Below are 22,541 nucleotides of genomic sequence, written 5' to 3' on the forward strand. Positions count from 1 at the left end.
GTTTGTTATATTTTACATCTAAAATCTAAAATAAAATGTCCACGGAGTGAAACCTAAAAGCTATTGTACCGGAATAGATAACATGATCTGAATTTAGTTTTATAGATTAATATGTTTATTTTTTTGCTACGATTTTTATATGAAATTCAATGGAATCAGATATAGTTTGATCAGCTAAAAGATCATAGAATTTTCCTGATTTATAACGGACATTCCATTTTGTTCGATCGATGACCAGCTTGCCATTCACTTTGACAATTCCGTTCTTAACTTCCATTTTGGCTGGAAAAGTAACAGGGTGTGTTATACCTTTAATAGTCAGGTTGCCAGCAACTTTCTTGTTCTCACCATTTATTGATACAGCCTTAGTAAGTACGATTGTAGAAAAGGGAAATTTTTTAACATCAAAAAAATCAGGATCTTTCAAGTGATTAACAAGTCCGTTATCCCTCCCATGGTTTTCATCTTCAATTGTATTCATGTCGACTTCAGCAGTACCACCCATAAGCTGACCGTTTTCAATAATCAGTTCTCCTTTTGAGATATAGACATACCCTGTATGGCTGTTTGAACCAATTAGATTAGAACCTTTCCATGTCACAGTACTTTCCTTAGTATCTATTACAACATATTTTTCATTCTCAACATGTAAGGATAAGGAGCTTGCCGATGCATTATTTTTATTTTCTTCTTTTACAGGTCCACGGCAACCGAAGAAGGAAAAAGCAATAATTAAAATTAAATAATTGATTGTTAGCTTGTTGTTCATACTACAGAAATAATATTGATTAATAATAATTGATTAAATGATTTTTAAATCAGCAATACATCTTATTGCTGACTGGTTGCACTTTTAAAGTTGGTGATGGTCTTTCCATCATAACGATACACTCCATCTAAAGCGCCAAACCAAATATTTCCTTTGTTATCTTCTAAGATCCCGAAGATCATTGGCTTATTGGCTATTGTGGTTACCGTTGGCTTTTTATCAGACAAGGTCTTTCCTTCGTATCGGGAAAGCGCCCAGCCCAGGTTATTACCATCCTTTCCTGAGCTGGTCCAAATATTACCTTTTTTATCTTCGTAGATATACCCAACAAAATCTTGGGTAAAATTGGTAAAGATGCTGCCGTCATAGCGCCAAAGGCCATCATAACCACCAAGCCAGGTATTGCCTTTTTTATCTTTGATTATAGAACGAACATTCGCAAAAGGTTTTCCGTTATTGGTTATAGGAGTAAATTCCTTTCCGTCATAAACATAGGCATAACCCCTTGTGCCAAACCAAAGTTTTCCTGTTTTGTCTTCAATAATAGCATTAACATCATTATGCATCCAGGCAACTTTGTTCGGAAGCGGATGTTGATAAACTGAAACATGAACAGAATCAGACTGAGCAACAGGCGGCATTTCTTTCATTTTAAAATTCAGAAAGGATTTGCCATCATAACGGCTTGCTCCGTTTCCTGTGCCGAACCAAATAGTACCGGCTTTATCTTCATAAATAGTAGTGACCACATCATTGGCAAGTCCATCCTTGGTGGTGAAATTTTGAAAGGATTTCCCATCGTAATAATAAACACCTGAGCCAATACTAGCGAACCAAAAATTCCCTTTTCTATCTTCTAAAACAGAAAAGAAGCGGGCAGAACTTACTTTACTGGTAACATTGGTAAAAGATTTTCCATCATATTTAAAGACCCCTTCCCATGAAGTAATCCAGATATTGCCTTTTCTATCTTGCTTGATGGTACGAACGATGCCTTTGGGTACATGAGAATTGAATGCGTCTTTGGTTTCAACGGTAATTTGAGCATCATTTTTTTGTTGGGCCTCTACTGCAAAATTGGCCACTCCTGCCAGCATGATAATCAGGCTGTACAAAACATTTCTTTTATTTTTCATATTTGTAAATTTATTTAAGCGAAATTACTTTGATATTTTTAGGCCTTAATAATCAGGATTGTAAATAAAAATGTAAACTTTGTAAATAAAAACTTGACACTATGATTGATAGTCGAAATCTCCTGTTCGGAAAACACAAATACCTGTTTGGGTTGATGCTACTCGTATGTATGGCTGTAATCTGCGTGGCTTTCACTACGGAGGATAGTGACGACTTTTCTATCGCCAGGAGAGAAGTTTTACTCCGCAGGATCGGACATGAACTGCTTTTACAATCTGGCGACAGTACTTCAAGAGTGCTACCGGTAAAAAAGATTGCCGAAAATGAGTATCAAATCACGTTTGAGAATGAGCTTACTTTTCAAACCGACTCGCTGATAAATACTATTCAGCGTTTGTTGACCAAAGATCCGTTCGTCAATGATTATGTTGTTAATGTTCTGAACTGTGACAACTCTAGTGTAGCTTATGGATACGCAATATCCAAAAATAAGAAAGATGATATTGTAGCCTGTAAAGGAAGAAAGCAGCCCAAAGCCTGTTATAGGATCAACATTAAATTCAAACCAACGGCTATAATTACAGCAAAGAATGGGTATCTTCTGGGTAGCCTGCCATTTTTAGCATTTGTCGGTTTTATTTTTTTGAGATCAGTTAAGCCGCGAAGAACTTTACCTGACAGTCAGCATACTAATATGTTCACTTTAGGCTCGGTGTTGTTCGATGCGAAGAATCGGAAGTTAATAACAAACGGAAAAACAATAGACCTGACCGGAACGGAAACCCGTGTATTGCTCATTTTCGCATTGTCTTCCAACGAGACCATAGAAAGAAGCCGATTGCAAAAAGAGATCTGGGAAGATGAAGGTGTTATTGTGGGGCGCAGTCTGGATATGTTCATATCAAAACTCAGAAAAAAACTAGAATGTGATCCGAATATCAAAATTGTTGTTATACGCAGCAAAGGATATAGGCTTAGCATCACCTGTTAGGCAAAGGTCCTGTTCCTGTTAGTGCGGATTTGCAACCCGATAGCGCGGATTTGTAATCCGTGCCCGCAACAGTAAAACTTAAGAAAATATAAAGCATAAAAAAAACTCCTTAATTTCTTAAGGAGTTTCTGTTTTTTAAAAGGTTTATTTTCCTTTTATTATTTTTTCCAAATATTCAACTTTATCTTTTTCAGCCTGAACTAAACGTTCGTATAATTTGATTTGCTCTTCATGAGCCTGGATTAGTTTATCTAAAGGATTAAATGTACAGCCATAATTAACGGCAGACGAATTATCAACATTATAAGTATTTCCAATAATATTTAAAACAGCTTCTTCTGAAAAATTTTTAATTGCTTCCGCTGTTACACCTAATGCTTTTGCAATTTCTGCAAGTTTTCCATCTTCTATTGTTTCACTATTTTCAATAGCAGATATAGTCTGTTGGTTTGTTCCTAAAGCTTGTGCCAAAGCTTCTTGTTTCATGTCGCGAAGTTCACGAATACGGCTAATTTTTCGCCCTATGTGATTTGGTTTTATTAATGTGCTCATACTTCAAAGATATTTAAAATTTCTCAGAAATTTCCCATTTGGTAAAAAACAAGATTGAAATTGTGAAATACAATAAAACTTAAAAAGATTCATCAAATAATAGATTACATATTCTTGGAACTAAGATTTTTTCTGTTTAGATTTTTTTCATTTATTATGGTATTGTATTTGTAATATTCGATTGAATCAAAATCAATAAATAATAATCTGAAATTAAATGGAAAAGAAAATTAATATACCTAAACCTTGCAATCAAAATTGGAATTCAATGATACCAAATAAGGATGGAAAATTCTGTACTTCGTGTAATAAAACAGTAGTTGATTTTACAAAAATGGAAAATCTTGAAATTCAAAATTATTTAATTGAAAATTCAAGCAAAGAAAGTATATGCGGACATTTTAAATCGGATCAGATTGAAACTAAAAGCAATATTAAATATCATAATTTGAGAAATAGAATAAGCGGAATTAAGATTAAGCCAATTAAAACATTTGCATTGTTTTCATTGAGTTTTCTTTTTACTTTAACAAGCTGTATGGGAAAAGCAGCAATAGACGGAGAACCAGCCCTAATTGATAATGATACAATTAATGACAATGAAATAATCAAGAAAGAACTAGATACTGTAAAACAGAATGATTCTATAAAAAGTGAAGTTATTCAGCTGAAGAAAAGAAAATAACAGATTTGAAGAAAATTTCACTCAGATAAAACGAAAGCTTTTATTTCAAAAAGTTAATATATTGTCGTGAAAATTTTTCTTACATTCACTTCAAAAAAAACTCAAATTATCGCACAAAGCCTGTCAAAAAATGAAATGGCAGTAGTGTAGAAGGGTTGATTAAAAATTACTTATATCTAAAAAAAAACGCTCTTTTTAATAATTTCTGTTTTACTTCAAAGTTGTTTTTGTCCCAAAAAACATGATATGGAATTTGATAATATCAATAAAACTATTAAAGTTGTATCTGAAGATTATTATATAGATAATATAAAGATTGTTGAATATATTCAGAAAGAAAATTATATTGAATTAATTGACTCAAATTATATTGAAATCAATAAAAGGGGAACAATTATAAACAACAAAATAGATTTACTAGCAATCAATAAAAATTACAAAACTACTGGTAAGCCAATTAAAGATGTATTAAAGAAAAAAAATATTGCTTTTTATATTTGGATTGTGAATCCTAAACTTAAAAAGAAGGATACTAATTATGGCGCACTTGCAGAGTTCGTTATTGATAGTATCAGTAAAAAAAGAATTGTTTTTGAATCTAATGGTGGTTGTAAATAAAATTATTAAAGTTCGATTACTTGGATTTGTGATTTTTGTTCGTAAGAAATAGACAAAAAAAAGCCTGATAGCCAAGCCTCCCGCTCGTGAACGTAAAGATCTACAAAAATAAAGCATAAAAAAAACTCCTTAATTTCTTAAGGAGTTTTTTGGTGGGCGATGAGGGGTTCGAACCCCCGACCCCCTCGGTGTAAACGAGGTGCTCTGAACCAGCTGAGCTAATCGCCCTATTTTACTAGGTTGCTATCATTTCGTGATTGCGAGTGCAAATATACGCTAGTTTTCGAGTTCTGCAAAGAAAACACACTAAAAATTTAAAGTTTTTTTAATGTGTTTTCTATCTTGTTGGGGTAGAATTTGTTATGAGCATAAAATTTTAGGTTAAATTTCTATTTTGATAGCGACGGAATGTTTCGGTAGATATAATCGCTGTGTTTTCCGGTAAAAGATTTTTCCAATTCATCAAAAAAAGCATCGGCATCTTTTTCATTGGGCCAGGTCAATTTGATCAGTTCCTCTATTTTTTCATTAGACTTTTCTAAATCGGCTAGAGAATCATAAAAAAAGGCTTCATTAAAATCGGTACTGTTGGAGCCCCAGGAATGGCGATAAGGATAATAGGCTTTTAAATAAGGATTTTTAAAAGTAATTTTTTCATTAAATTCTTTTACGCCTTTGCCTTTACCGCTCATATCCATTTGAGATTTTCGGATGTAAACAATCATAGGTTTTTTGGTTTCATCTTTGTACTCCTTTCTACCAACCGAAGTAATGCTTTGGTAGATTTCATCTGAGTGAACAGGAGTGTAGAATTTATCGTATTTTTCAAAAAAGGCGGTTCTTGCTTTCTCGTCCGGCCAGGCTTTTTTGATTAATTCATCACTCACTGTACCCGCTTTTTCGATGTCTTCCCAGGTTTTGTAAATGTTAACGAGGATAATTTCGGTATTATCGTCCGTGTAATAATGAGTCAAAATTTCAGAACCAATGATGAGGTCATTTTTACTGGTTACTTTATCAAAGTATTCCTGTTCAGATGCTTTCCAGTCTTTAGCTTTAACATCCATACTACGATGCAAAGTGGTCATGGTAATAAAAACCGGTTTTTCTTTTTCTTCTTTTTCTTGTGCGTTGCCAATGACGCACCCCAGAGCCATCCATAGAACGAGCCCCAGAAGTGTACTTTTTGTTTTCATGATTTAAATTTGGTATTGGTTATTAAAAAACTAAACAAATTTAAATCATTAACAAGCAGGTAGTTATGTAATTTACATTTAATCGATAAACGTTAATTTTTGCTGTTTAACGGCAGTTCTGCAACTACAAAAGTGCTTCCACCAACATAAATAAAATCATTTTCTAATGCATTTTTCTTCGCAGCAGCAAAAGCAGTTGCAACCGAGTCGTATTTTTCACCTATTAAACCATGTTTTTCTGCAGCTTCTTTTAGTATTTCGGTAGCCAAACCACGAGACGAATCGGGTCTGCAGAAATAATAGTGCGCTTTTTTCGGGAAGAGCGGTAAAATAGAATTCAGGTCTTTATCATTAACAACACCTAAAACAATATGTAAATTTTCAAAAGTTTCTTTTTGAATTTGATTCATGACAACAGCAAGACCATGTTTGTTATGTGCCGTGTCGCAAATGATTTTAGGACTTTCTCCCAACTGTTGCCATCTTCCTTGTAATCCCGTATTTTTTACCGTGTTTAATAAACCCTTTTTCAGGTTATCAATAGAAACTTTAAAATCGGTTTTTGAATTTAAAACAACAACAACCTGTTGAACCGTTTTTTTATTATGAAACTGATAATCGCCCAACAAATCAGAAGGGAAAACTCCGGAAATTAAATCAGCAGCAAAATAAATGGGTGTATTATTTTCTTTCGCTTTAGCTAAAAATACAGCTTCCGTTTCTTCCGTATATTCACCAATTACCACAGGTACATTTGGTTTTATAATTCCGGCTTTTTCCCCAGCAATTGCTGTAGTTGTATTTCCTAGAAACTGCATATGATCTAAATCGATGTTGGTGATTACCGAAACCAAAGGTGTGATGATATTTGTTGCGTCCAATCTTCCACCCAAACCAACTTCAATAATCGCAATATCTGTTTTTTCTGAAGCAAAATAATCAAATGCCAAACCAACAGACATCTCGAAAAAACTCATATCGTTAGCTTCAAAAAAGCTTTTATGTTTGGCCACAAATTCAATAACAAAATCTTCAGAAATATCCTCCCCGTTGATTTTGATTCGCTCCCTAAAATCTTTTAAATGTGGCGAAGTATACAATCCAACTTTATACCCCGCTTCCTGCAAAATCGAAGCCAGCATATGCGAAGTTGATCCTTTGCCATTGGTTCCGGCAACATGAATACATTTTAGGTGATTTTGTGGATTATCAAGATGTGCCGCCAATAGTTTAATATTGGTTAAATCTTCTTTGTATGCCGAAGCGCCCTGAAGTTGATACATCGGGAGTTGATTAAACATCCAGTTTGTGGTCTCTTGATAGTTCATTTATTTTGGATAAAATAGTTGTAGATTGAAATAATTTCCGTTTTTTTTAGTTTTATATTTACAGCGAAAATTATCTTTATTGCAAATTTCAAATATTTTTTACAATTAATTATTAAAAACCAGAATTAATATATGTTTAGTTTTATTCAACAACAAACAGATACTATTACAAACGCAGCATCTAACGTAGTTATCGAAAAAATTGCACCAAATACCGAAATCTCTGTTTTAGGATTCATCTTAAAAGGAGGCTTTTTCCTGATTCCAATCGCTATTTTATTGTTTTACACGATTTATATCATTTTTGAACGTTATTTATATATTAGTAAAGCGTCTAAAATTGACAGTCGATTAATGCAGGATGTTGGTGATAAACTAAATGCCGGAAATATTGAATTGGCCAGAACAATTGTAGAAAGAAGTGATACCGCTGCTGCAAATATTTTAAAAGAAGGCGTTTTAGTAATCGGAAGACCAATTGCTGAAATTGAATCCAACATGGACCGGGCTGCCGATATTGAAATTGGCGAAATGGAAAGACGTTTAGGGCATCTTGGACTTATTGCCGGTATCGCGCCAACTTTAGGTTTCATCGGAACAATTTCTGGGGTAATCAAGATTTTTTACAGCATCTCGGTTACAGAAAACATTAGTATCGGAAATATTTCAGGAGGTTTATACGAAAAAATGATCAGTTCAGGTTCTGGATTAATTGTGGGTATTATTGCTTACAGTGCATACCATTTATTGAACGGAAAAATTGATGATTTTGCTTTAAAAATTCAGAAACAGATTTTAGAATTTGTCAATATAATTCAAAGAGCATAAGGTATGTCTATTAAGAGAAAAAGAAGATTTCATGCCGAAGTGGCGACTTCATCGTTAAGTGATATTATGTTTTTCTTGCTGTTGTTTTTCCTTATCATTTCAACACTTGCAAATCCGAATGTTATTAAAATGACTTTGCCAAAAGCGAAAGCAAATGAAAAAACAAACAAGCAGCTGATCAGTTTATCCGTTACCGAAGATAAAAAATTCTACATCGACAAAGAACCCGTTGATTTCGAAAACCTCGAAACCAGTTTAATGTCAAAAATCGGAACAAATAAAGATCAGACCGTTGTTGTTCGTATTCCTTTTAATTTGCAGGTTCAGGATTTAGTTGATGTATTGCAGATAGGGGTGAAGAACAATTTGAAGTTCGTAATTGCTACAAGTCCGAAGTAAGATTATCATTAGGGCGTGACCACAATAAAAAAATGGGCCAATCAGTATAACGTTGATTCGCCCATTTTTTTATTGTGGTCGGGCTATCCGCTCCGCCGCGGCGGATTCCTTCTATCCCTCACGCGGAAAAAAGAGAATATAGAACATAGAATAAAGAGCCAAGAGGCAAGAAGAAAGAGAATAGGGGAAGGGGAAAAGTAGTATTAAAGTATGTCATTCCGAGGAACGAGGAATCTCCACAAGTAACTCCGCAACGGAAATCCAATCTTTGTCGAGCTTCTCGCTGGGATTCCTCGTTCCTCGGAATAACATACTGGATGAAATAAACATAAAAAAGGCTTTCTGAAATATTTCGGAAAGCCTTTTTCTATTTGTGTTAATTAGTGTAATTCGTATTTTAATTCAAACTAAAATTATAAATAATCTTCCCGGTTTGTTTTACAGGAGCGTTATTATCAGCATCCCATTTTGTATTCATGGCAGCAATTTTGGCCTGATCTAATAAACAGCTTGCAGTATTGGTTGTTCCTTTTATTCCGGGTGTTGCACTTATTGTTTTTCCGTTTTGGTCTACTGTAACTTCAACGACTACTTTTCCTTCTTCGTTACAGGTATATTTTGGTGCAGGTTTCGATAATGCTTTTCGGTTTCCTAAAGAATATCCTGATCCGCCGCCAGAACCTCCGCCGCTTCCGGCTCCGTAACCGCTTCCGGTACCAATGCCATTTCCTGTTCCGTTTCCTCCGCCTGTTCCGCCACCAGAGCCTCCGGTGCCGTAATAACCGTTAGAGTTTAAACTTCCGCCAGCTTTTCCTTTGTTTCCCGCCACTTTATCATCTCCGTCTCCGCCCTTGTTTGATCCTTTCATAATGCTTGACAACACATCATTTGTTGAATTCGAAACTTTAGGTTTTTGAGGAACTGGTTTTGTTTCCGGTTTTACAACTGGAGTTGGTTTTTTAGGTTTTTCTTTTACAGGAATAACTACATCATTAACATCATCTGCAGTGTTTTCTTGTGTAATAATGGCCTCGTCCGGAGTTGCTTTTGCAGGAGTTGCTTTTGCTTCGTTTTTTACGTTTAAAACTTCACTTTTATAATTTGCTCCGGATCCTAAATCGCTGTCGCCAAAATTCACAGTTACACCACCACCGCCACCGCCTTCTGCAAGTGCGACATTATTTTCCGGGTTGTATGGAGGCCAAAAACGTATAAAAAACAGCAATATTAATATTACTGCATATATCGCCGTGGTGAGTAGTAATGATTTCTTTTGATCTGAAGAAATAGTGGAACTCATTATGATTCTGAATTTTGTATTGTATCTTATTAAAAACGTTTAAAAGTAGTAAAAATTGTTTAGAATCAAAGAAGTAATTTAACCGCAAGGTTCGCTAAGATTTACGCAAGGGACGCTAACTTATTTCTCGCAAAGGTGCGAAGTCGAAAAGCTTTTCTTTTTAAGTTTTTCTTTGCGGCTCTGCGACTTTGCCAGATTAAATACAAACAGCTTACCGACCTTTGAGGTTAAGTCGAAAAAAGCTTATATGCGTATGTTTTTTTGCACGCAGATTTCGCAGATTTTGGTAGATTTAATTTTAAAATAATCTGCGCAAATCTGCTTAAATCTATTTTAAATCTGCGTGAAATTATAACCACAAGCCAAAATCTGCTCAATCTGCCAAATCTGCGAGAAAAAATTAATTGCAAAACAAGAAATCTATTAATCATTAAAATCTGTGGCAAAAAAACGAGCCAAAGATTATTTGGCTCGTTTAAAAGAAGAGTATAGAAAAAATTATACTAATTGTTTCAATGCAATTTCAAAAGCAGTTGCACTGATATTTGTTTTTGATGGATTTAAAGCATGTGCTTTTACAATCGCATTTTTTATAATTTCTGAAGTATCATTAAAAATAGCCTCATCTGTCATCTGAACTTTTTTCTCCATGAAATAAGCAAAAACTCTCGCCATTCCACAGTTTGAAATAAAATCCGGAATTAAGCTTACTTTATGATCTACTTCTTCCATAATTGGGCCAAAGAAAATTGCTGTATCTGCAAAAGGAACATTCGCACCACAAGAAATAACTTCTAATCCGTTTGCGATTAAGCTGTCAATTTGACTTTGAGCAACCAGTCTTGAAGCAGCGCAAGGCGTGAAAATTTCAGCACCAATAGTCCATATTTTAGAATTGATTTCTTCAAACGGAATCATATTGTCGGCAACTAATTTGTTTCCGTCTTTATTTAAAAACAACGTTCTGATTTCTTCAAAAGAAAAACCTTCTTCATTGATTAATCCTCCGTCACGGTCAATAATTCCGATTACTTTGGCTCCCATTTCTGCTAAGTAAAAAGCAGCTGCAGATCCAACATTTCCAAATCCCTGAACGATTGCTTTTTTACCTTTAATGTCACCACCATACGTATTGTAGAAATGAAGAACTGCCTCGGCAACGCCATAACCGGTAATCATATCGGCAACAGTATATTTTCTGGTTACATCTGGTGAAAATTTTGGATTTTCAATCACTTTAATTACACCCTGACGCAATTGACCAATTCTATTGATTTTATCAGCTTCAGTTGGTTTAAAATGTCCATTGAAAACACCTTCCTGCGGATGCCAGACACCACATTCTTCCGTCATCGGAATAACTTCGTGAATTTCATCAACATTCAAATCACCACCCGTTCCGTAATAACTTTTTAATAAAGGCGAAACCGCTTTGTACCAGCGTTGTAAAACACCTTTTTTACGAGGATCGTTCGGGTCAAAATTAATTCCGGATTTAGCGCCTCCAATTGCAGGCCCGGAAACTGAAAATTTAACTTCCATTGTTTTGGCTAGAGATAAAACTTCGTTCATATCCAAACCTTTTCTCATTCTTGTTCCACCTCCTGCGGCTCCTCCACGAAGTGAATTAATTACTGTCCAACCTTCTGCTTCTGTTTCAGAATCTTTCCAGTTAAAAACAATTTCAGGCTCTTTATTTTCAAATTGCTGTAATAAATCTTTCATTTTGTTGTGATATGTTTATTTTGCGTAAAAGTATAAAATAGAATAATGTGAATAATGTATTTTACTGCAATTTTAATTAAAGAAAAAAAGAAAGCCGAAAACATAACGCTTTCGGCTTTAAAATTTTATGAATTATAGGAGATTATATTCCTAGTAAGTGTTTTTTCAAAGTTTCGTCAACTGGTTTGTCAGAAAGCCAAATTCCGAATAATGCTTTTTTGAAATCAAATCCTGGAATTTTTCCTTTTACAACTTCATTTTTAATAACGTTTACAGTTTGGTCAAATGGGTTGTACCATAATACAAAAACGTCTTTTTCAGTAATTGGGTCGCTCAACAGTGTTTTAAATTGTTCAATTCTTGGTCTTAATTCTTCCAAATTACTTCCTGCAGATTTCTCAAAACCAGTATTCATGGCTTTTGTCAATTTGTTAGAAGAAACCATAGAGGAGGTAATTTCGATTCTGATTGCCATTTCAGTATCACTATCAATAATGAATTTTGGATCTTGGCTAAGTTGTGATAAATACAAAGCCTGAACATAAACTTCTAACCACATTTTTGATCTTCCGCCAGCACCGTTAAGTTGCATTGTTTTATTTTGTACTTCAATTTTTCTTGGAACTGTTACACCGTTTACTTCTAATGTGGCTTGTGCAGAAACCGTAGAAAATTGTAAGCTGATAAGGAATGTAAGTAATAGTAAAATCTTTTTCATAAGCTGTCGAAATAATAATTTTTAGGCAAAAATAATGTTAATTTATTAATATTGAGCTGTTCTCTCATATGTTTTTTTGCTGCAATTTTTGATTTTTTATAACGTATTAGATTAATAATCAAATTAGTAAGAGTTGTTTTACGTACAAATACGCGTTTTAAGAATTGTTTAATCTTTTTCATAACGATTTTTTACTAAATTTTTTTAGCAATACTGTTTTTATGTGCAATTATATCCTTAAATTTTAAAGGAATCCTTGCAGGATTGATGCCTCTTAGTCAAAATATCAGAATTATTACGAAAACGTTATCGTAATTATTGCTGATCTATTAATTTTATATGCGTGCATTGTTAATTTGACTTTTAAAAATTATCTTTGGAGGCCACTAAAAGCAAGAACAAATAAAAAAACGTAAACCAAATCATCTCTATTAACGAAGTTTTTTCGATTTTGGTTTTAAAAAAAACAATAAAACTAACAGACTATGGATTTCAATCTTACCGAAGAGCATTTAATGATTCAGCAAGCAGCCAGAGATTTCGCCCAAAACGAATTGCTGCCCGGAGTTATTGAACGCGACGAAAAACAAATTTTTCCAACAGAACAAGTAAAAAAAATGGGGCAATTGGGCTTCATGGGAATGATGGTTGATCCTAAATACGGAGGAAGCGGACTTGATGCAATTTCATATGTAATTGCAATGGAAGAAATTTCTAAAGTTGATGCATCTGCTTCTGTAGTAATGTCTGTAAATAATTCTTTAGTTTGTTGGGGTTTACAAGAATATGGAACTGAAGAACAAAAACAAAAATATTTACCGGGTTTAGCTTCGGGAGAAATTCACGGTGCCTTTTGCTTAAGTGAACCAGAAGCAGGAAGTGATGCTACTTCTCAAAAAACTACTGCTCTTGATATGGGCGATCACTATTTAGTAAACGGAACTAAAAACTGGATTACGAACGGTAACACTGCTTCAGTTTATTTGGTAATTGCACAAACACATCCAGAGAAAAAGCATAAGGGAATCAATGCTTTGATCATGACGAAAGACATGCCAGGTTTTTCAATTGGGCCAAAAGAACAAAAAATGGGAATCCGAGGATCTGATACACACTCTTTAATGTTTAGTGATGTAAAAGTTCCAAAAGAAAACAGAATTGGAGAAGATGGTTTTGGATTCAAATTCGCTATGAAAACACTTGCCGGAGGTCGTATCGGAATTGCCTCTCAGGCTTTAGGAATTGCTTCAGGTGCTTATGAATTGGCTTTGAAATATTCTAAAGAACGTAAAGCTTTCGGAACAGAAATCTGTAATCACCAGGCAATTGCTTTTAAATTGGCAGACATGGCGGTTAATATCGAAGCGGCGCGTCATTTGTGTATGAAAGCGGCCTGGGATAAAGATCAAAATAAAAACTATGATGTAAGTGGAGCGATGGCAAAATTATTTGCTTCGCAAGTAGCAATGGATACGGCTGTTGAAGCGGTTCAGATTCATGGTGGTAACGGTTACGTAAAAGAATATCACGTTGAACGATTTATGCGTGACGCTAAAATTACTCAGATTTACGAAGGAACTTCTGAAATTCAAAAAATTGTAATTTCAAGATCTGTTATCGCAGGATAATTTTTAAGATCATTATATAAAATACCCTTTCAGCTTTTGGCTCGAAAGGGTTTTTTTGTAATTATTTTTTTTACGTCTTAGAAGGTCGTACTTTTAAAACCATAACTTTCTCTATTAAAATGTATTAATTCAATTGTATTCTTATGAAAAGACTTTCCTTTATTCTTTTTCCGTTAGTTTTATTGAGTTGTAAATCGAATCCTTCTGCGGCAACCGAAAAATCATCCCAATCAGATTCAAAACCTTTAGAGATTACCTATAAAGTAAAAGAATCCGAAGTTTCGGATTTCTTAAAATACCTTTCTTCAGATGAATTGGAAGGCCGTGAAACCGGAACGAAAGGAATTGAAAAGGCAGCTTTTTTTTTAGAAGATTTCTTTAATAAGAATAATGTAAAACCTTATTTTAAAACCTATCGTGATACGTTGACCAATTTTAAATCACCGGCCTATAATATTGTTGGGGTTTTAGAAGGAAGCGATCCCGTTCTAAAAAAAGAATTTGTGGTTTTAAGTGCGCATTATGATCATATTGGTGTGGAGAAAAAAAAGCAGGCTGATGTAATTAACAACGGTGCAAATGATGATGCCTCTGGAGTAACGGTTGTAGCACAGCTCGCCAAATATTTTTCAGAGACAAAATCGAACAAGCGCAGTATTCTTTTTGTGTTTTTTGCCGGAGAAGAAAAAGGACTTTTAGGATCTAAAAGTTTAGTTGAGAAATTAAAAAAACAAGATTTTAATATTTATACCCAATTGAATATTGAAATGGTTGGTGTGCCAATGAAACGTGATTATTTAGCATACATAACAGGTTTTGACAAATCGAATATGGCAGAAAAAATAAATCAATATACAGGAAAAAATACGATTGGCTTTTTACCAAAAGAAGCCGAATATAAATTGTTCTACAGATCTGATAACTATTCTTTTTATGAAGCATTCAAAAAGCCTTGCCAGTCGATAAGTACTTTTGATTTCGAAAATTTTGATTTTTATCATCATGTTTCTGATGAATTTAAAGTGATGGATATTCCTCATATGACTTCTTTTACACAAGAATTATTGCCGGCTGTTACGCAAATTTCGTCGACACCAACGGAGGAAATTACGATGAAATAATAATCTTTCTTTTTATTGGATTTGCTTATTTTTGCTTCATGAAATCGCCATGATTCCAAATAAAAAAGTGGACTAAGAATGGCGATTCCATATTCCATTAAAAAAGAAATAGTATCTCCATATGAAAAATATTATTGTTACCGGAACAAGTAGAGGAATTGGATATGAATTGGCTTTGCAGTTTGCGAATGCCGGACATCAGGTTTTAGCTATTTCGAGAAAAATACCTGAGACGCTTTTAGCGCATCAAAATGTGACTTGCCTTTCAGTTGATTTGTCTGATGAAAGTGCTTTGCAGGAAGTGGAGCGTTTTCTTTCTTCAACGTGGAAAAAAGTGGATGCTGTAGTGCATAATGCAGGAGCTTTGCTTTTGAAACCATTTGCAGAAACTACTCAGGCCGATTTTGAAAGTATTTACAAAGTGAATGTTTTTGCCGTAGCTAATCTTACCCGAATTTGTTTACCGTATCTTCAAAATGGAAGTCATGTGGTGACGATTAGTTCGATTGGTGGCGTAAGAGGAAGCTTGAAATTTGCCGGATTGGCTGCTTACAGCTCAAGTAAAGGCGCCGTTATTACCTTAACCGAATTATTAGCCGAAGAATATAAAGAAAAAGGAATTTCGTTCAACGTTCTGGCATTAGGCTCCGTTCAGACAGAAATGCTAAATGAAGCTTTTCCGGGTTATCAGGCACCAATTTCTGCTGAAGAAATGGCGACTTATATTTATGATTTTACCTTGAATGGGAATAAATATTTTAACGGAAAGGTTTTAGAGGTTTCATCAACAAACCCTTAAATTGAAATTCCAAGTTTTTAAATTCCAATTTTAAACTTCTAACAAATAACATTTAACTTCAAAAATTGAACGAAACACTCGCAAGATATATACCGGAACACGCTGTAAAGCCTGTTTTTGATTTGATTGTTGCCAATCAGGTTCATCTGAAAATCGTAAATGAGCGACAGACGCGTCATGGCGATTACAGACGCGGACATACTGGTAAGCATGAAATCACGGTAAATGCGAGTTTAAATAAATATCGTTTTTTGATCACGCTAATTCATGAGATTGCACATTTGGTTGCTTTTGAAAAGTTTGGACGAAATATAAAACCGCACGGAGAAGAATGGAAATTTACATTTCAACGTTTGATGGTTCCGTTTATACGGCCCGAAATATTTCCAGGTCAGTTATTACCTTTGTTAGCAAGGCATTTTAAAAACCCATCTGCAAGTAGTGATACCGATACTACTTTGTCTTTGTCTTTGAAACAATACGATGCGGAGAATGATAAGAACTATATTTTTGAAATTCCGTACGGAAGTGTTTTCAGAATTAAAAATGGTAAAATTTTTAAGAAATTAGCCGTTCGGACCAAACGTTTTGAATGTATCGAAATCAGTTCAGGTAAAACGTATCTTTTTAATCCGAATGCTGAAGTTGAATTGATAAATGTTCAATAAAAAAATTCCAAAAAAGAAATCCCAATAATAAAAAAATCCCAATATTTTAAATTCCAAATTCCAATTTTTCAAGATTTGGAATTTGGGATTTTTTTATTGGAATTTGGATTTATATAATCTTAATACGTGGATTGTCTGGTGTTTATAAAAATTATTGTATTTTTAGAAAAACTATCTTTATGAGAAATACACTTCTTCTTTTTGTTTTGTTGTTTACAATAGTAGGGTGCAAAAAAGATCCTGTTTTAATTAAATCCGGAATTGAAACCAAGGTTTTTGGTGTAATTAAAGATGATCATGGTGAGCCAATTTCCAATTTAAAAATTAAAGTAGCTGAATATAAGGTAACAAATACTGGTAGTTATATTGTATCTTCTGAAGATTATGAATTTATAGATTGGGTTGATTCGACTTATACAAACATGAATGGTAATTATGATTTTGTTTTTAAAACAAGTGGAAAAGGAAATTTTTATGACTTGGTCATTGGTGAAGAAGTAAAACCACATGAACCACAGATAATATTTTTAGAATTTTATACTTCTATTACACAGGAGGCAAATGACATGACTTTTATTGGTAAACAATTTGAGTTTAATTCTGATGATCTAATAAGATTATATCCATGCCAAATAACTTTTAAGGTAAACAATGTTGAAACGTTTCCCGTACGAATTTCTCATGAATATACCCGTGGATTCAATTTAAATGATTTGACTGCTAATGGAACTTTTGAACAAACAATTTATATACAACGTTACAATAAGGAGACAGTTACGCTCTTTAGGATAAAAAATGGGGTTGGACAGCGCGCAACTTTTGAGTTTCCTGCAAGTAACGTTAAGGAAATGACATATCAGACCATTACCGTTCAGGAAGCTGATTTTAAATGAGAAGTAAACTTTGATTTAAATATAGAGTAAAAAGTAAATCCCAAATCCCAACTTTTAATTGGAATTTGGGATTTTTTTATTGAAATTTTAAAAAGTTTTACCCTTTCAAATAAGCTTCTCTTACTTTTTTAAACAAGTTTGAAGAATAAACAAACTTCACAATATCTTTATTGTCTGTTCTAAATATTTCTTCTTTAGTTCCCTGCCAGGCTTTCACACCTTTTTTCAGGAAGACAATGTTTTCTCCAATTTCCATTACGGAGTTCATGTCGTGTGTGTTGATTACGGTTGTAATATTGTATTCTTCCGTAATTTCTTTAATCAAATTATCAATTAAAGTTGACGTATTTGGATCCAGACCTGAGTTAGGTTCATCACAAAATAAGTATTTTGGATTATTTACAATCGCGCGTGCAATTGCCACACGTTTCTGCATTCCTCCTGAGATTTCAGAAGGTAATTTTTTATGTGCATCAACAAGATTAACTCTCTCTAATACAAAGTCAACGCGTTCTTTTATTTTAGCCCTGTTGTCGTTGGTGAACATTCTTAACGGGAAAGCGACATTTTCTTCAACGGTCATCGAATCAAATAAAGCACTTCCCTGAAAAACCATTCCAATCTCCGTTCTTAATTCTCTTTTCTCATCCGGATTTAAATCAGAATAAACGCGTCCGTCAAACTCAATTGTCCCCGAATCCGGTGTGTGGATTCCTAACAACGTTTTTAATAAAACGGTTTTTCCGGATCCACTTTGTCCAATAATCAGGTTGGTTTTTCCAGTTTCAAAAACGGTCGAAACGCCTTTTAAAACTCTACTGTCACCAAATGATTTTTCTATGTTTTTTACTTCGATCATTATCCTAATAATAATTGAGTTAATATATAATTAAAAAGAATAATACAAACAGATGTCCATACAAATGATACTGTACTAGCTTTACCAACTTCAAGTGCTCCACCTTTCATGTAATATCCATGAAAAGATGGAATTGTAGCTAATAACATGGCAAAAATTAAAGTTTTAATGAAAGCATATGTAATATGAAAAGGAATAAATTCCATTTGAGCACCCTGAATAAAGTCCTGACTGGTAGAAAAACCTCCATAAGCACAAGCGAGCCATCCACCAAAAATACCCAAAAACATACTAATTCCAATTACAAAAGGATACATTAATAAGGCTACTATTTTTGGAAACACAAGATAATTTAATGAATTAACTCCCATTACTTCTAAAGCATCAATTTGTTCCGTAACGCGCATTGTTCCAATACTCGAAGTAATGTAAGATCCCATTTTTCCGGCCATAATTACCGAAATAAAAGTAGGAGCAAACTCCAAAATTACAGATTGACGTGTAGCAAAACCAATTAAGTATTTTGGAATTAAAGGATTGGTTAAGTTTAGTGCGGTTTGAATGGCGACAACTCCTCCTATAAAAAAAGAGATAAAGCAAACGATGCCAAGAGAGTCGATTATTAGATCATCGATTTCTTTAAAAATCAATTTTTTCATAACAGACCATTTAGTCTGTTTATTGAAAATTTCTTTCAACATTAAAAAATATCTTCCTATTTGAGATAAATAACGAATTAGCATCATAGTTTTTGAAATATTGGCTAAGGTAAAAAGAAGTTACGAGTTTTGGGTTATGAGTTAATGATTTTCGGGTGTTTTCCGAATCAAATTAACTTTTCTTTCATTTTTTTGAAACGATAATTTCTAATAAATTTAGCTTGTTCAGGGGTTACTAATAAAGGAGTTTTAGCATTTTTAGCTTTCCAGAATCCTTTGATGTAGTCCAGAAACAAAAAAGGTTTTTTCTTCATCATAGCCAGTTTTGCCGAAGCAATTGCTGTAATCCAGAAACCGTATCCTAAAGTATAAAAAGCTTCTCCTTGTTTGTAACGTGCTGTTTTATTATAATTTGCACCTGTTGGTTTAAGATGTTTTACATGCAAAGATTCATCTGTAACAACTTTCCAGTCATAATATTTACAAAGCAATTCGTCTACCGTATCCCAGCCCATAGCCGGTTTTAAACCTCCAATTTGTTGAAAAGTTGCTTTTCGGTACGCTTTTAATGCACCACGAATATGGTCTTTGTCAGTTAGGTTTTCTAAAACCCAATCACCATTTTTTTCAATATAACAGAATCCACCCGCCATTCCGATTTTTGGATCGGATTCAAAGTGTTTGATAATTGTTTCGAAGTAGATGGGAGGAAAAATTAAATCACCGTCAATTTTTACAATAATATCGTATTCAGCATCCAAAGTTTCAAAACCTTTTTGAAAAGCCTGAATCACTTTGCTTCCCGGCATATGTATTGCGTCTGAAGTTTTGTTTACTACAGAAATATACGGATTGTCTTTGGCAAAACCCAAAACAACTTCTTCTGTTTTATCTGTAGAATTGTCGTTTACAACTACAATTTTTGAAGGCAAAACCGTTTGCGAAACCAAAGATTGTAAAGTCAGGCCAATTAAATCTTGCTCGTTATGAGCCGGAATGACGATGTAGTATTTCATAATTTTCAATTTAAATTCCAATCATTTAAAATAAATTCCAATTTTTAAATTCCAAATTCCAATTCTTACCGATAGGGATTAAATTGGAATTTGAAATTTGTTTTTTGAGATTTCCCAAGGTAATTGGAATTTGGAATTTAAATATTGGGATTTGTTATGCTTTAACTTTTTCGGCTACCACGATATAATATCTCGGCGTGAAATATCTTAATAAAGGTCTGAATCCAAACTTTTTTACCGGGTGAGTAAATTTTTGGCGATCCGTTATTTTCCAACCTGTTTTTTCTAAAAGCCAGTCTAGTTGCCAGTCTTCAAATTCATGATAATGTCTGTCCCACATATCTGTTTTAGAACGGTATGCTGGTGAAAACCATAAACGTAATGGAATTGAAATTAACAACTTATCACATTTTACGTTTTCTAGAATGGTGTACGGGTTTAGCAAATGTTCGAAAATTTCAAATGCTGTGAAAACAGTATATTTCTCTGTTTGTAAAGCGGTTTGATCGTTGTCTAAATCTTCTCCTTTTGTGTTTTTTACGGTATAACCATTTTCTTCCATTATTTTAGAAAACGGATTTGGTACACCAAAATCAAAAATGGTTTCTGATGTGCTAACGTGCTTTTGTAAAAATTCTAAAGTAAGTTTGAATCTTTTATTCGGAAACGTTTTTTCGTACATAGTGTCTTTGCGAGGAACGAAGCAAGCTGTCGTTCTTGATTTTATATTAGGTCGCAAATATACAAAGATTACTTCTTTTTTACGTTTTTTAATTTGAATGAAAAATGAAAAGTCCGCATTTAAAATGTTGTTTTAAATGCGGACTTGTATAATTTTTATATGATTAATTATAGCTCTGGAAGAGCGTAATATTTATAGCCATTTTGAGCAGCAATTTTAAAGCTCCATCTTAGCGATATTTTTTAGCAAACTAAGATTTCCGCCCCTATGGGGCTTTTTGAAAATTTAATTGTGTAATCTATAAATATAACGTCCCAATGGGACTTATTAATTCTGGACTAATGGCGGTATACAAAAGCATTAACGTTCATTCCGGCTCCAACCGAAGCAAAAATGATAACATCGCCTTTGTTGATTTCATGACCTTCAATTTTCCCTTTTAGGATCAGATCGTATAATGTTGGTACTGTTGCAACACTGCTGTTGCCTAAATCATGAATGCTCATTGGCATAATATCTTTCGGCGCTGTTTTGTCATATAATTTATAGAAACGTTCGATAATCGCTTCGTCCATTTTTTCATTAGCCTGGTGGATTAAGATTTTTTTCACTTCGTCGATACCGATACCGCTTTTGTCTAAACAGTTCTTCATTGCACACGGAACCTGGCTTAAAGCAAATTCGTAAATCTTACGACCGTACATTTTAATGTATTTGATGTCCGGATCTAAATCTGGATTGTATGATTTTCCGAAGTAAAGAAAATTAGCTTCTTCATTTGCGAAAGTAGCACTTTCATAAGATAATAATCCAGATTCGCCTTCTGTTCCTTCTAAAATTGAAGCACCTGCACCATCAGAATAAATCATTGAATCACGATCGTGATCGTCAACAACTCTTGATAAAGTTTCAGCTCCAATAACCAAAACTCTCTTTGCCATTCCGGATTTGATGAATGCGTTGGCTTGAAGAACACCTTCAATCCAGCCCGGACATCCAAAAAGAATATCGTAAGCTACACATTGAGGGTTTTTAATATCCAATTTATTTTTAACACGAGTTGCTAAACTCGGTAAAATATCAGTTTGATGTGTTCCAGATTTTACATCTCCAAAGTTGTGGGCAAAAATGATATAATCTAAAGTTTCGCGATCGATTCCTGCGTTTTCAATTGCTTTTTCGGCGGCAAAAAAAGCTAAATCTGAGGCGTTATGTTGAGTTTCAGCATAGCGGCGGTTTTCGATTCCGGTGATGCCTTTGAATTTTTTAATTACAACTTCATTTGGGTAACCAAAAGGAGTTCCGTCTTCATTTAAAAATACATGTTTGTCAAAATCAGTATTGCTTACTGTCTTATTAGGAATATAACTTCCTATACCTATTATTTTTATTTTCATTATTCCTTAATTATCCGATAAATTTATTGCTAAATTATATAAAAAATTATGATAACTGTCATAAAAAATACTATGCGTGCATATAATTATCAAATAACAAATTTTTTTGTTGATATATTATATATTTTTTAATGAATTTAAAGTTTTACCAAGATTTCAAACGTTTGAAATGGAATTTTGAGGAAAGTTTTTTTGTTTCAGGTTTCAAGTTTCAAGTTTTTGCATAATGCATAATTCGCAATATTATCATTCCGAGGAACGAGGAATCCCCTAGAGAAACTCGGCAAAGATTTGCTATTAGGAACGGAGCTACTTGCGGGGATTCCTCGTTCCTCGGAATGACATACTTTATGGCTACTTCTCCTTTAATTTATCTTCTTTCCTCTTTCTTCTACATTCTCTTCTTCCGCGTGAGGGATAGTAGGAAGCTACCGAAGTAGCCCGGATAGCCCGACAGTATTTAAGAAAAGGCCTCATAAGCGCAAAGTTGATTTGGCCTTTTTTTAAATACTGGCACGCCCTAATTATTTTAGATTTTAGATTTTAGATTTTAGAAATTTGGAATTTGGAATT

General features: G+C 33.8%; 23 protein-coding genes and 1 tRNA gene. 10 read left to right on the forward strand and 14 right to left on the reverse strand.

Features of this window, described 5'->3' with window-relative positions:
* Positions 1–115: 115 nt before the first annotated feature.
* Positions 116–769 carry a YceI family protein gene (locus tag IHE43_RS05370; protein ID WP_192187021.1) on the reverse strand — a complete coding sequence of 218 codons (654 nt, stop codon included), beginning with the start codon at positions 767–769 and terminating at the stop codon, positions 116–118.
* Between the two features lie 62 nt (positions 770–831).
* Complete coding sequence (locus IHE43_RS05375) at positions 832–1,905, reverse strand: two-component regulator propeller domain-containing protein (RefSeq protein ID WP_225585399.1); 1,074 nt, start codon at positions 1,903–1,905, stop codon at positions 832–834.
* 155 nt (positions 1,906–2,060) lie between these two features.
* On the opposite strand from IHE43_RS05375, the gene IHE43_RS05380 reads away from it, so the two are divergent.
* Complete coding sequence (locus IHE43_RS05380; RefSeq protein WP_225585402.1) at positions 2,061–2,897, forward strand: winged helix-turn-helix domain-containing protein; 837 nt, start codon at positions 2,061–2,063, stop codon at positions 2,895–2,897.
* A 144-nt stretch (positions 2,898–3,041) separates the two neighbouring features.
* On the opposite strand, the gene IHE43_RS05385 is transcribed toward IHE43_RS05380, so the two are convergent.
* Positions 3,042–3,449: a helix-turn-helix transcriptional regulator gene (locus tag IHE43_RS05385; protein ID WP_192187023.1), complete on the reverse strand. Its 408-nt coding sequence runs from the start codon at positions 3,447–3,449 to the stop codon at positions 3,042–3,044.
* A 268-nt stretch (positions 3,450–3,717) separates the two neighbouring features.
* Here IHE43_RS05385 and IHE43_RS05390 point away from each other — a divergent pair, with 268 nt between their 5' ends.
* Together IHE43_RS05390 and IHE43_RS05395 are read left to right on the forward strand one after the other, a co-directional pair.
* Positions 3,718–4,134 (forward strand): hypothetical protein, encoded by a 417-nt coding sequence (locus tag IHE43_RS05390; protein ID WP_192187024.1) that lies wholly within the window; start codon positions 3,718–3,720, stop codon positions 4,132–4,134.
* A gap of 246 nt (positions 4,135–4,380) precedes the next feature.
* Positions 4,381–4,752: a hypothetical protein gene (locus IHE43_RS05395; protein WP_192187025.1), complete on the forward strand. Its 372-nt coding sequence runs from the start codon at positions 4,381–4,383 to the stop codon at positions 4,750–4,752.
* Positions 4,753–4,902: 150 nt separating this feature from the next.
* Here IHE43_RS05395 and IHE43_RS05400 read toward each other — a convergent pair.
* The 3 genes from IHE43_RS05400 to IHE43_RS05410 all read right to left on the reverse strand — a co-directional run bounded on the left by IHE43_RS05400 (position 4,903) and on the right by IHE43_RS05410 (position 7,276).
* Positions 4,903–4,980, reverse strand: a tRNA-Val gene (locus IHE43_RS05400).
* A 161-nt stretch (positions 4,981–5,141) separates the two neighbouring features.
* Positions 5,142–5,948, reverse strand: a complete 807-nt coding sequence (locus tag IHE43_RS05405) for a hypothetical protein (protein ID WP_192187026.1) — start codon at positions 5,946–5,948, stop codon at positions 5,142–5,144.
* Positions 5,949–6,040: 92 nt separating this feature from the next.
* Positions 6,041–7,276 (reverse strand): folylpolyglutamate synthase/dihydrofolate synthase family protein, encoded by a 1,236-nt coding sequence (locus IHE43_RS05410; RefSeq protein ID WP_192187027.1) that lies wholly within the window; start codon positions 7,274–7,276, stop codon positions 6,041–6,043.
* 132 nt (positions 7,277–7,408) lie between these two features.
* On the opposite strand from IHE43_RS05410, the gene IHE43_RS05415 reads away from it, so the two are divergent.
* Positions 7,409–8,104, forward strand: coding sequence for a MotA/TolQ/ExbB proton channel family protein (locus tag IHE43_RS05415; RefSeq protein ID WP_192187028.1), 696 nt, complete (start codon positions 7,409–7,411; stop codon positions 8,102–8,104).
* Between the two features lie 3 nt (positions 8,105–8,107).
* Positions 8,108–8,503, forward strand: coding sequence for a biopolymer transporter ExbD (locus IHE43_RS05420; RefSeq protein ID WP_192187029.1), 396 nt, complete (start codon positions 8,108–8,110; stop codon positions 8,501–8,503).
* A 397-nt stretch (positions 8,504–8,900) separates the two neighbouring features.
* Here the strand turns inward: IHE43_RS05420 and IHE43_RS05425 are convergent, their stop codons facing one another.
* The 3 genes from IHE43_RS05425 to IHE43_RS05435 form a co-directional block, all read right to left on the reverse strand.
* Positions 8,901–9,803, reverse strand: coding sequence for an energy transducer TonB (locus IHE43_RS05425; RefSeq protein ID WP_192187030.1), 903 nt, complete (start codon positions 9,801–9,803; stop codon positions 8,901–8,903).
* Positions 9,804–10,301: 498 nt separating this feature from the next.
* Positions 10,302–11,528: a Glu/Leu/Phe/Val dehydrogenase dimerization domain-containing protein gene (locus IHE43_RS05430; RefSeq protein WP_192187031.1), complete on the reverse strand. Its 1,227-nt coding sequence runs from the start codon at positions 11,526–11,528 to the stop codon at positions 10,302–10,304.
* A gap of 142 nt (positions 11,529–11,670) precedes the next feature.
* Positions 11,671–12,246: a chalcone isomerase family protein gene (locus IHE43_RS05435; RefSeq protein ID WP_192187032.1), complete on the reverse strand. Its 576-nt coding sequence runs from the start codon at positions 12,244–12,246 to the stop codon at positions 11,671–11,673.
* A gap of 485 nt (positions 12,247–12,731) precedes the next feature.
* Between IHE43_RS05435 and IHE43_RS05440 the strand changes: the two genes are divergently transcribed.
* The 5 genes from IHE43_RS05440 to IHE43_RS05460 all read left to right on the forward strand — a co-directional run bounded on the left by IHE43_RS05440 (position 12,732) and on the right by IHE43_RS05460 (position 17,355).
* On the forward strand, positions 12,732–13,874 hold the full coding sequence (locus tag IHE43_RS05440; RefSeq protein ID WP_192187033.1) for an acyl-CoA dehydrogenase: 1,143 nt from the start codon (positions 12,732–12,734) through the stop codon (positions 13,872–13,874).
* Between the two features lie 143 nt (positions 13,875–14,017).
* Positions 14,018–14,995, forward strand: a complete 978-nt coding sequence (locus IHE43_RS05445) for a M20/M25/M40 family metallo-hydrolase (RefSeq protein WP_192187034.1) — start codon at positions 14,018–14,020, stop codon at positions 14,993–14,995.
* 121 nt (positions 14,996–15,116) lie between these two features.
* A complete protein-coding gene (locus tag IHE43_RS05450) occupies positions 15,117–15,794 on the forward strand; it encodes an SDR family oxidoreductase (protein WP_192187035.1) in 678 nt (225 codons plus the stop codon).
* Positions 15,795–15,859: 65 nt separating this feature from the next.
* The gene (locus IHE43_RS05455) at positions 15,860–16,462 is read left to right on the forward strand and encodes a SprT-like domain-containing protein (RefSeq protein WP_192187036.1); all 603 of its coding nucleotides are present in this window, start codon (positions 15,860–15,862) and stop codon (positions 16,460–16,462) included.
* Positions 16,463–16,641: 179 nt separating this feature from the next.
* Complete coding sequence (locus IHE43_RS05460; protein ID WP_192187037.1) at positions 16,642–17,355, forward strand: hypothetical protein; 714 nt, start codon at positions 16,642–16,644, stop codon at positions 17,353–17,355.
* A gap of 97 nt (positions 17,356–17,452) precedes the next feature.
* On the opposite strand, the gene IHE43_RS05465 is transcribed toward IHE43_RS05460, so the two are convergent.
* From IHE43_RS05465 to IHE43_RS05485, 5 genes are all read right to left on the reverse strand, one after another.
* The gene (locus IHE43_RS05465; RefSeq protein ID WP_192187038.1) at positions 17,453–18,214 is read right to left on the reverse strand and encodes an ABC transporter ATP-binding protein; all 762 of its coding nucleotides are present in this window, start codon (positions 18,212–18,214) and stop codon (positions 17,453–17,455) included.
* On the reverse strand, positions 18,214–18,960 hold the full coding sequence (locus IHE43_RS05470; RefSeq protein ID WP_072974880.1) for an ABC transporter permease: 747 nt from the start codon (positions 18,958–18,960) through the stop codon (positions 18,214–18,216). The genes IHE43_RS05465 and IHE43_RS05470 overlap by 1 nt, the downstream gene beginning before the upstream one ends.
* An 80-nt stretch (positions 18,961–19,040) precedes the next feature.
* On the reverse strand, positions 19,041–19,889 hold the full coding sequence (locus IHE43_RS05475; protein ID WP_192187039.1) for a glycosyltransferase family 2 protein: 849 nt from the start codon (positions 19,887–19,889) through the stop codon (positions 19,041–19,043).
* 154 nt (positions 19,890–20,043) lie between these two features.
* Positions 20,044–20,571: a methyltransferase gene (locus IHE43_RS05480; protein WP_192187040.1), complete on the reverse strand. Its 528-nt coding sequence runs from the start codon at positions 20,569–20,571 to the stop codon at positions 20,044–20,046.
* A gap of 338 nt (positions 20,572–20,909) precedes the next feature.
* Positions 20,910–21,968: a 3-oxoacyl-ACP synthase III family protein gene (locus IHE43_RS05485; RefSeq protein WP_192187041.1), complete on the reverse strand. Its 1,059-nt coding sequence runs from the start codon at positions 21,966–21,968 to the stop codon at positions 20,910–20,912.
* Positions 21,969–22,541: the final 573 nt, after the last annotated feature.

It is taken from the genome of Flavobacterium sp. MDT1-60, assembly GCF_014844035.1.
Classification (GTDB): Bacteria; Bacteroidota; Bacteroidia; order Flavobacteriales; family Flavobacteriaceae; genus Flavobacterium.

What these genes read in the sequence shown, in the direction of transcription:
- IHE43_RS05450 (WP_192187035.1), top strand. Translation starts at nt 15,117, where the DNA reads ATGAAAAATATTATTGTTACCGGAACAAGTAGAGGAATTGGATATGAA.
- IHE43_RS05475 (WP_192187039.1), bottom strand. Translation starts at nt 19,889, where the DNA reads ATGAAATACTACATCGTCATTCCGGCTCATAACGAGCAAGATTTAATT.
- IHE43_RS05430 (WP_192187031.1), bottom strand. Translation starts at nt 11,528, where the DNA reads ATGAAAGATTTATTACAGCAATTTGAAAATAAAGAGCCTGAAATTGTT.
- IHE43_RS05470 (WP_072974880.1), bottom strand. Translation starts at nt 18,960, where the DNA reads ATGATGCTAATTCGTTATTTATCTCAAATAGGAAGATATTTTTTAATG.
- IHE43_RS05395 (WP_192187025.1), top strand. Translation starts at nt 4,381, where the DNA reads ATGGAATTTGATAATATCAATAAAACTATTAAAGTTGTATCTGAAGAT.
- IHE43_RS05405 (WP_192187026.1), bottom strand. Translation starts at nt 5,948, where the DNA reads ATGAAAACAAAAAGTACACTTCTGGGGCTCGTTCTATGGATGGCTCTG.
- IHE43_RS05460 (WP_192187037.1), top strand. Translation starts at nt 16,642, where the DNA reads ATGAGAAATACACTTCTTCTTTTTGTTTTGTTGTTTACAATAGTAGGG.
- IHE43_RS05390 (WP_192187024.1), top strand. Translation starts at nt 3,718, where the DNA reads ATGATACCAAATAAGGATGGAAAATTCTGTACTTCGTGTAATAAAACA.
- IHE43_RS05415 (WP_192187028.1), top strand. Translation starts at nt 7,409, where the DNA reads ATGTTTAGTTTTATTCAACAACAAACAGATACTATTACAAACGCAGCA.
- IHE43_RS05385 (WP_192187023.1), bottom strand. Translation starts at nt 3,449, where the DNA reads ATGAGCACATTAATAAAACCAAATCACATAGGGCGAAAAATTAGCCGT.
- IHE43_RS05440 (WP_192187033.1), top strand. Translation starts at nt 12,732, where the DNA reads ATGGATTTCAATCTTACCGAAGAGCATTTAATGATTCAGCAAGCAGCC.
- IHE43_RS05435 (WP_192187032.1), bottom strand. Translation starts at nt 12,246, where the DNA reads ATGAAAAAGATTTTACTATTACTTACATTCCTTATCAGCTTACAATTT.
- IHE43_RS05380 (WP_225585402.1), top strand. Translation starts at nt 2,061, where the DNA reads ATGCTACTCGTATGTATGGCTGTAATCTGCGTGGCTTTCACTACGGAG.
- IHE43_RS05420 (WP_192187029.1), top strand. Translation starts at nt 8,108, where the DNA reads ATGTCTATTAAGAGAAAAAGAAGATTTCATGCCGAAGTGGCGACTTCA.
- IHE43_RS05485 (WP_192187041.1), bottom strand. Translation starts at nt 21,968, where the DNA reads ATGAAAATAAAAATAATAGGTATAGGAAGTTATATTCCTAATAAGACA.
- IHE43_RS05375 (WP_225585399.1), bottom strand. Translation starts at nt 1,905, where the DNA reads ATGAAAAATAAAAGAAATGTTTTGTACAGCCTGATTATCATGCTGGCA.
- IHE43_RS05465 (WP_192187038.1), bottom strand. Translation starts at nt 18,214, where the DNA reads ATGATCGAAGTAAAAAACATAGAAAAATCATTTGGTGACAGTAGAGTT.
- IHE43_RS05370 (WP_192187021.1), bottom strand. Translation starts at nt 769, where the DNA reads ATGAACAACAAGCTAACAATCAATTATTTAATTTTAATTATTGCTTTT.
- IHE43_RS05445 (WP_192187034.1), top strand. Translation starts at nt 14,018, where the DNA reads ATGAAAAGACTTTCCTTTATTCTTTTTCCGTTAGTTTTATTGAGTTGT.
- IHE43_RS05425 (WP_192187030.1), bottom strand. Translation starts at nt 9,803, where the DNA reads ATGAGTTCCACTATTTCTTCAGATCAAAAGAAATCATTACTACTCACC.
- IHE43_RS05410 (WP_192187027.1), bottom strand. Translation starts at nt 7,276, where the DNA reads ATGAACTATCAAGAGACCACAAACTGGATGTTTAATCAACTCCCGATG.
- IHE43_RS05480 (WP_192187040.1), bottom strand. Translation starts at nt 20,571, where the DNA reads ATGTACGAAAAAACGTTTCCGAATAAAAGATTCAAACTTACTTTAGAA.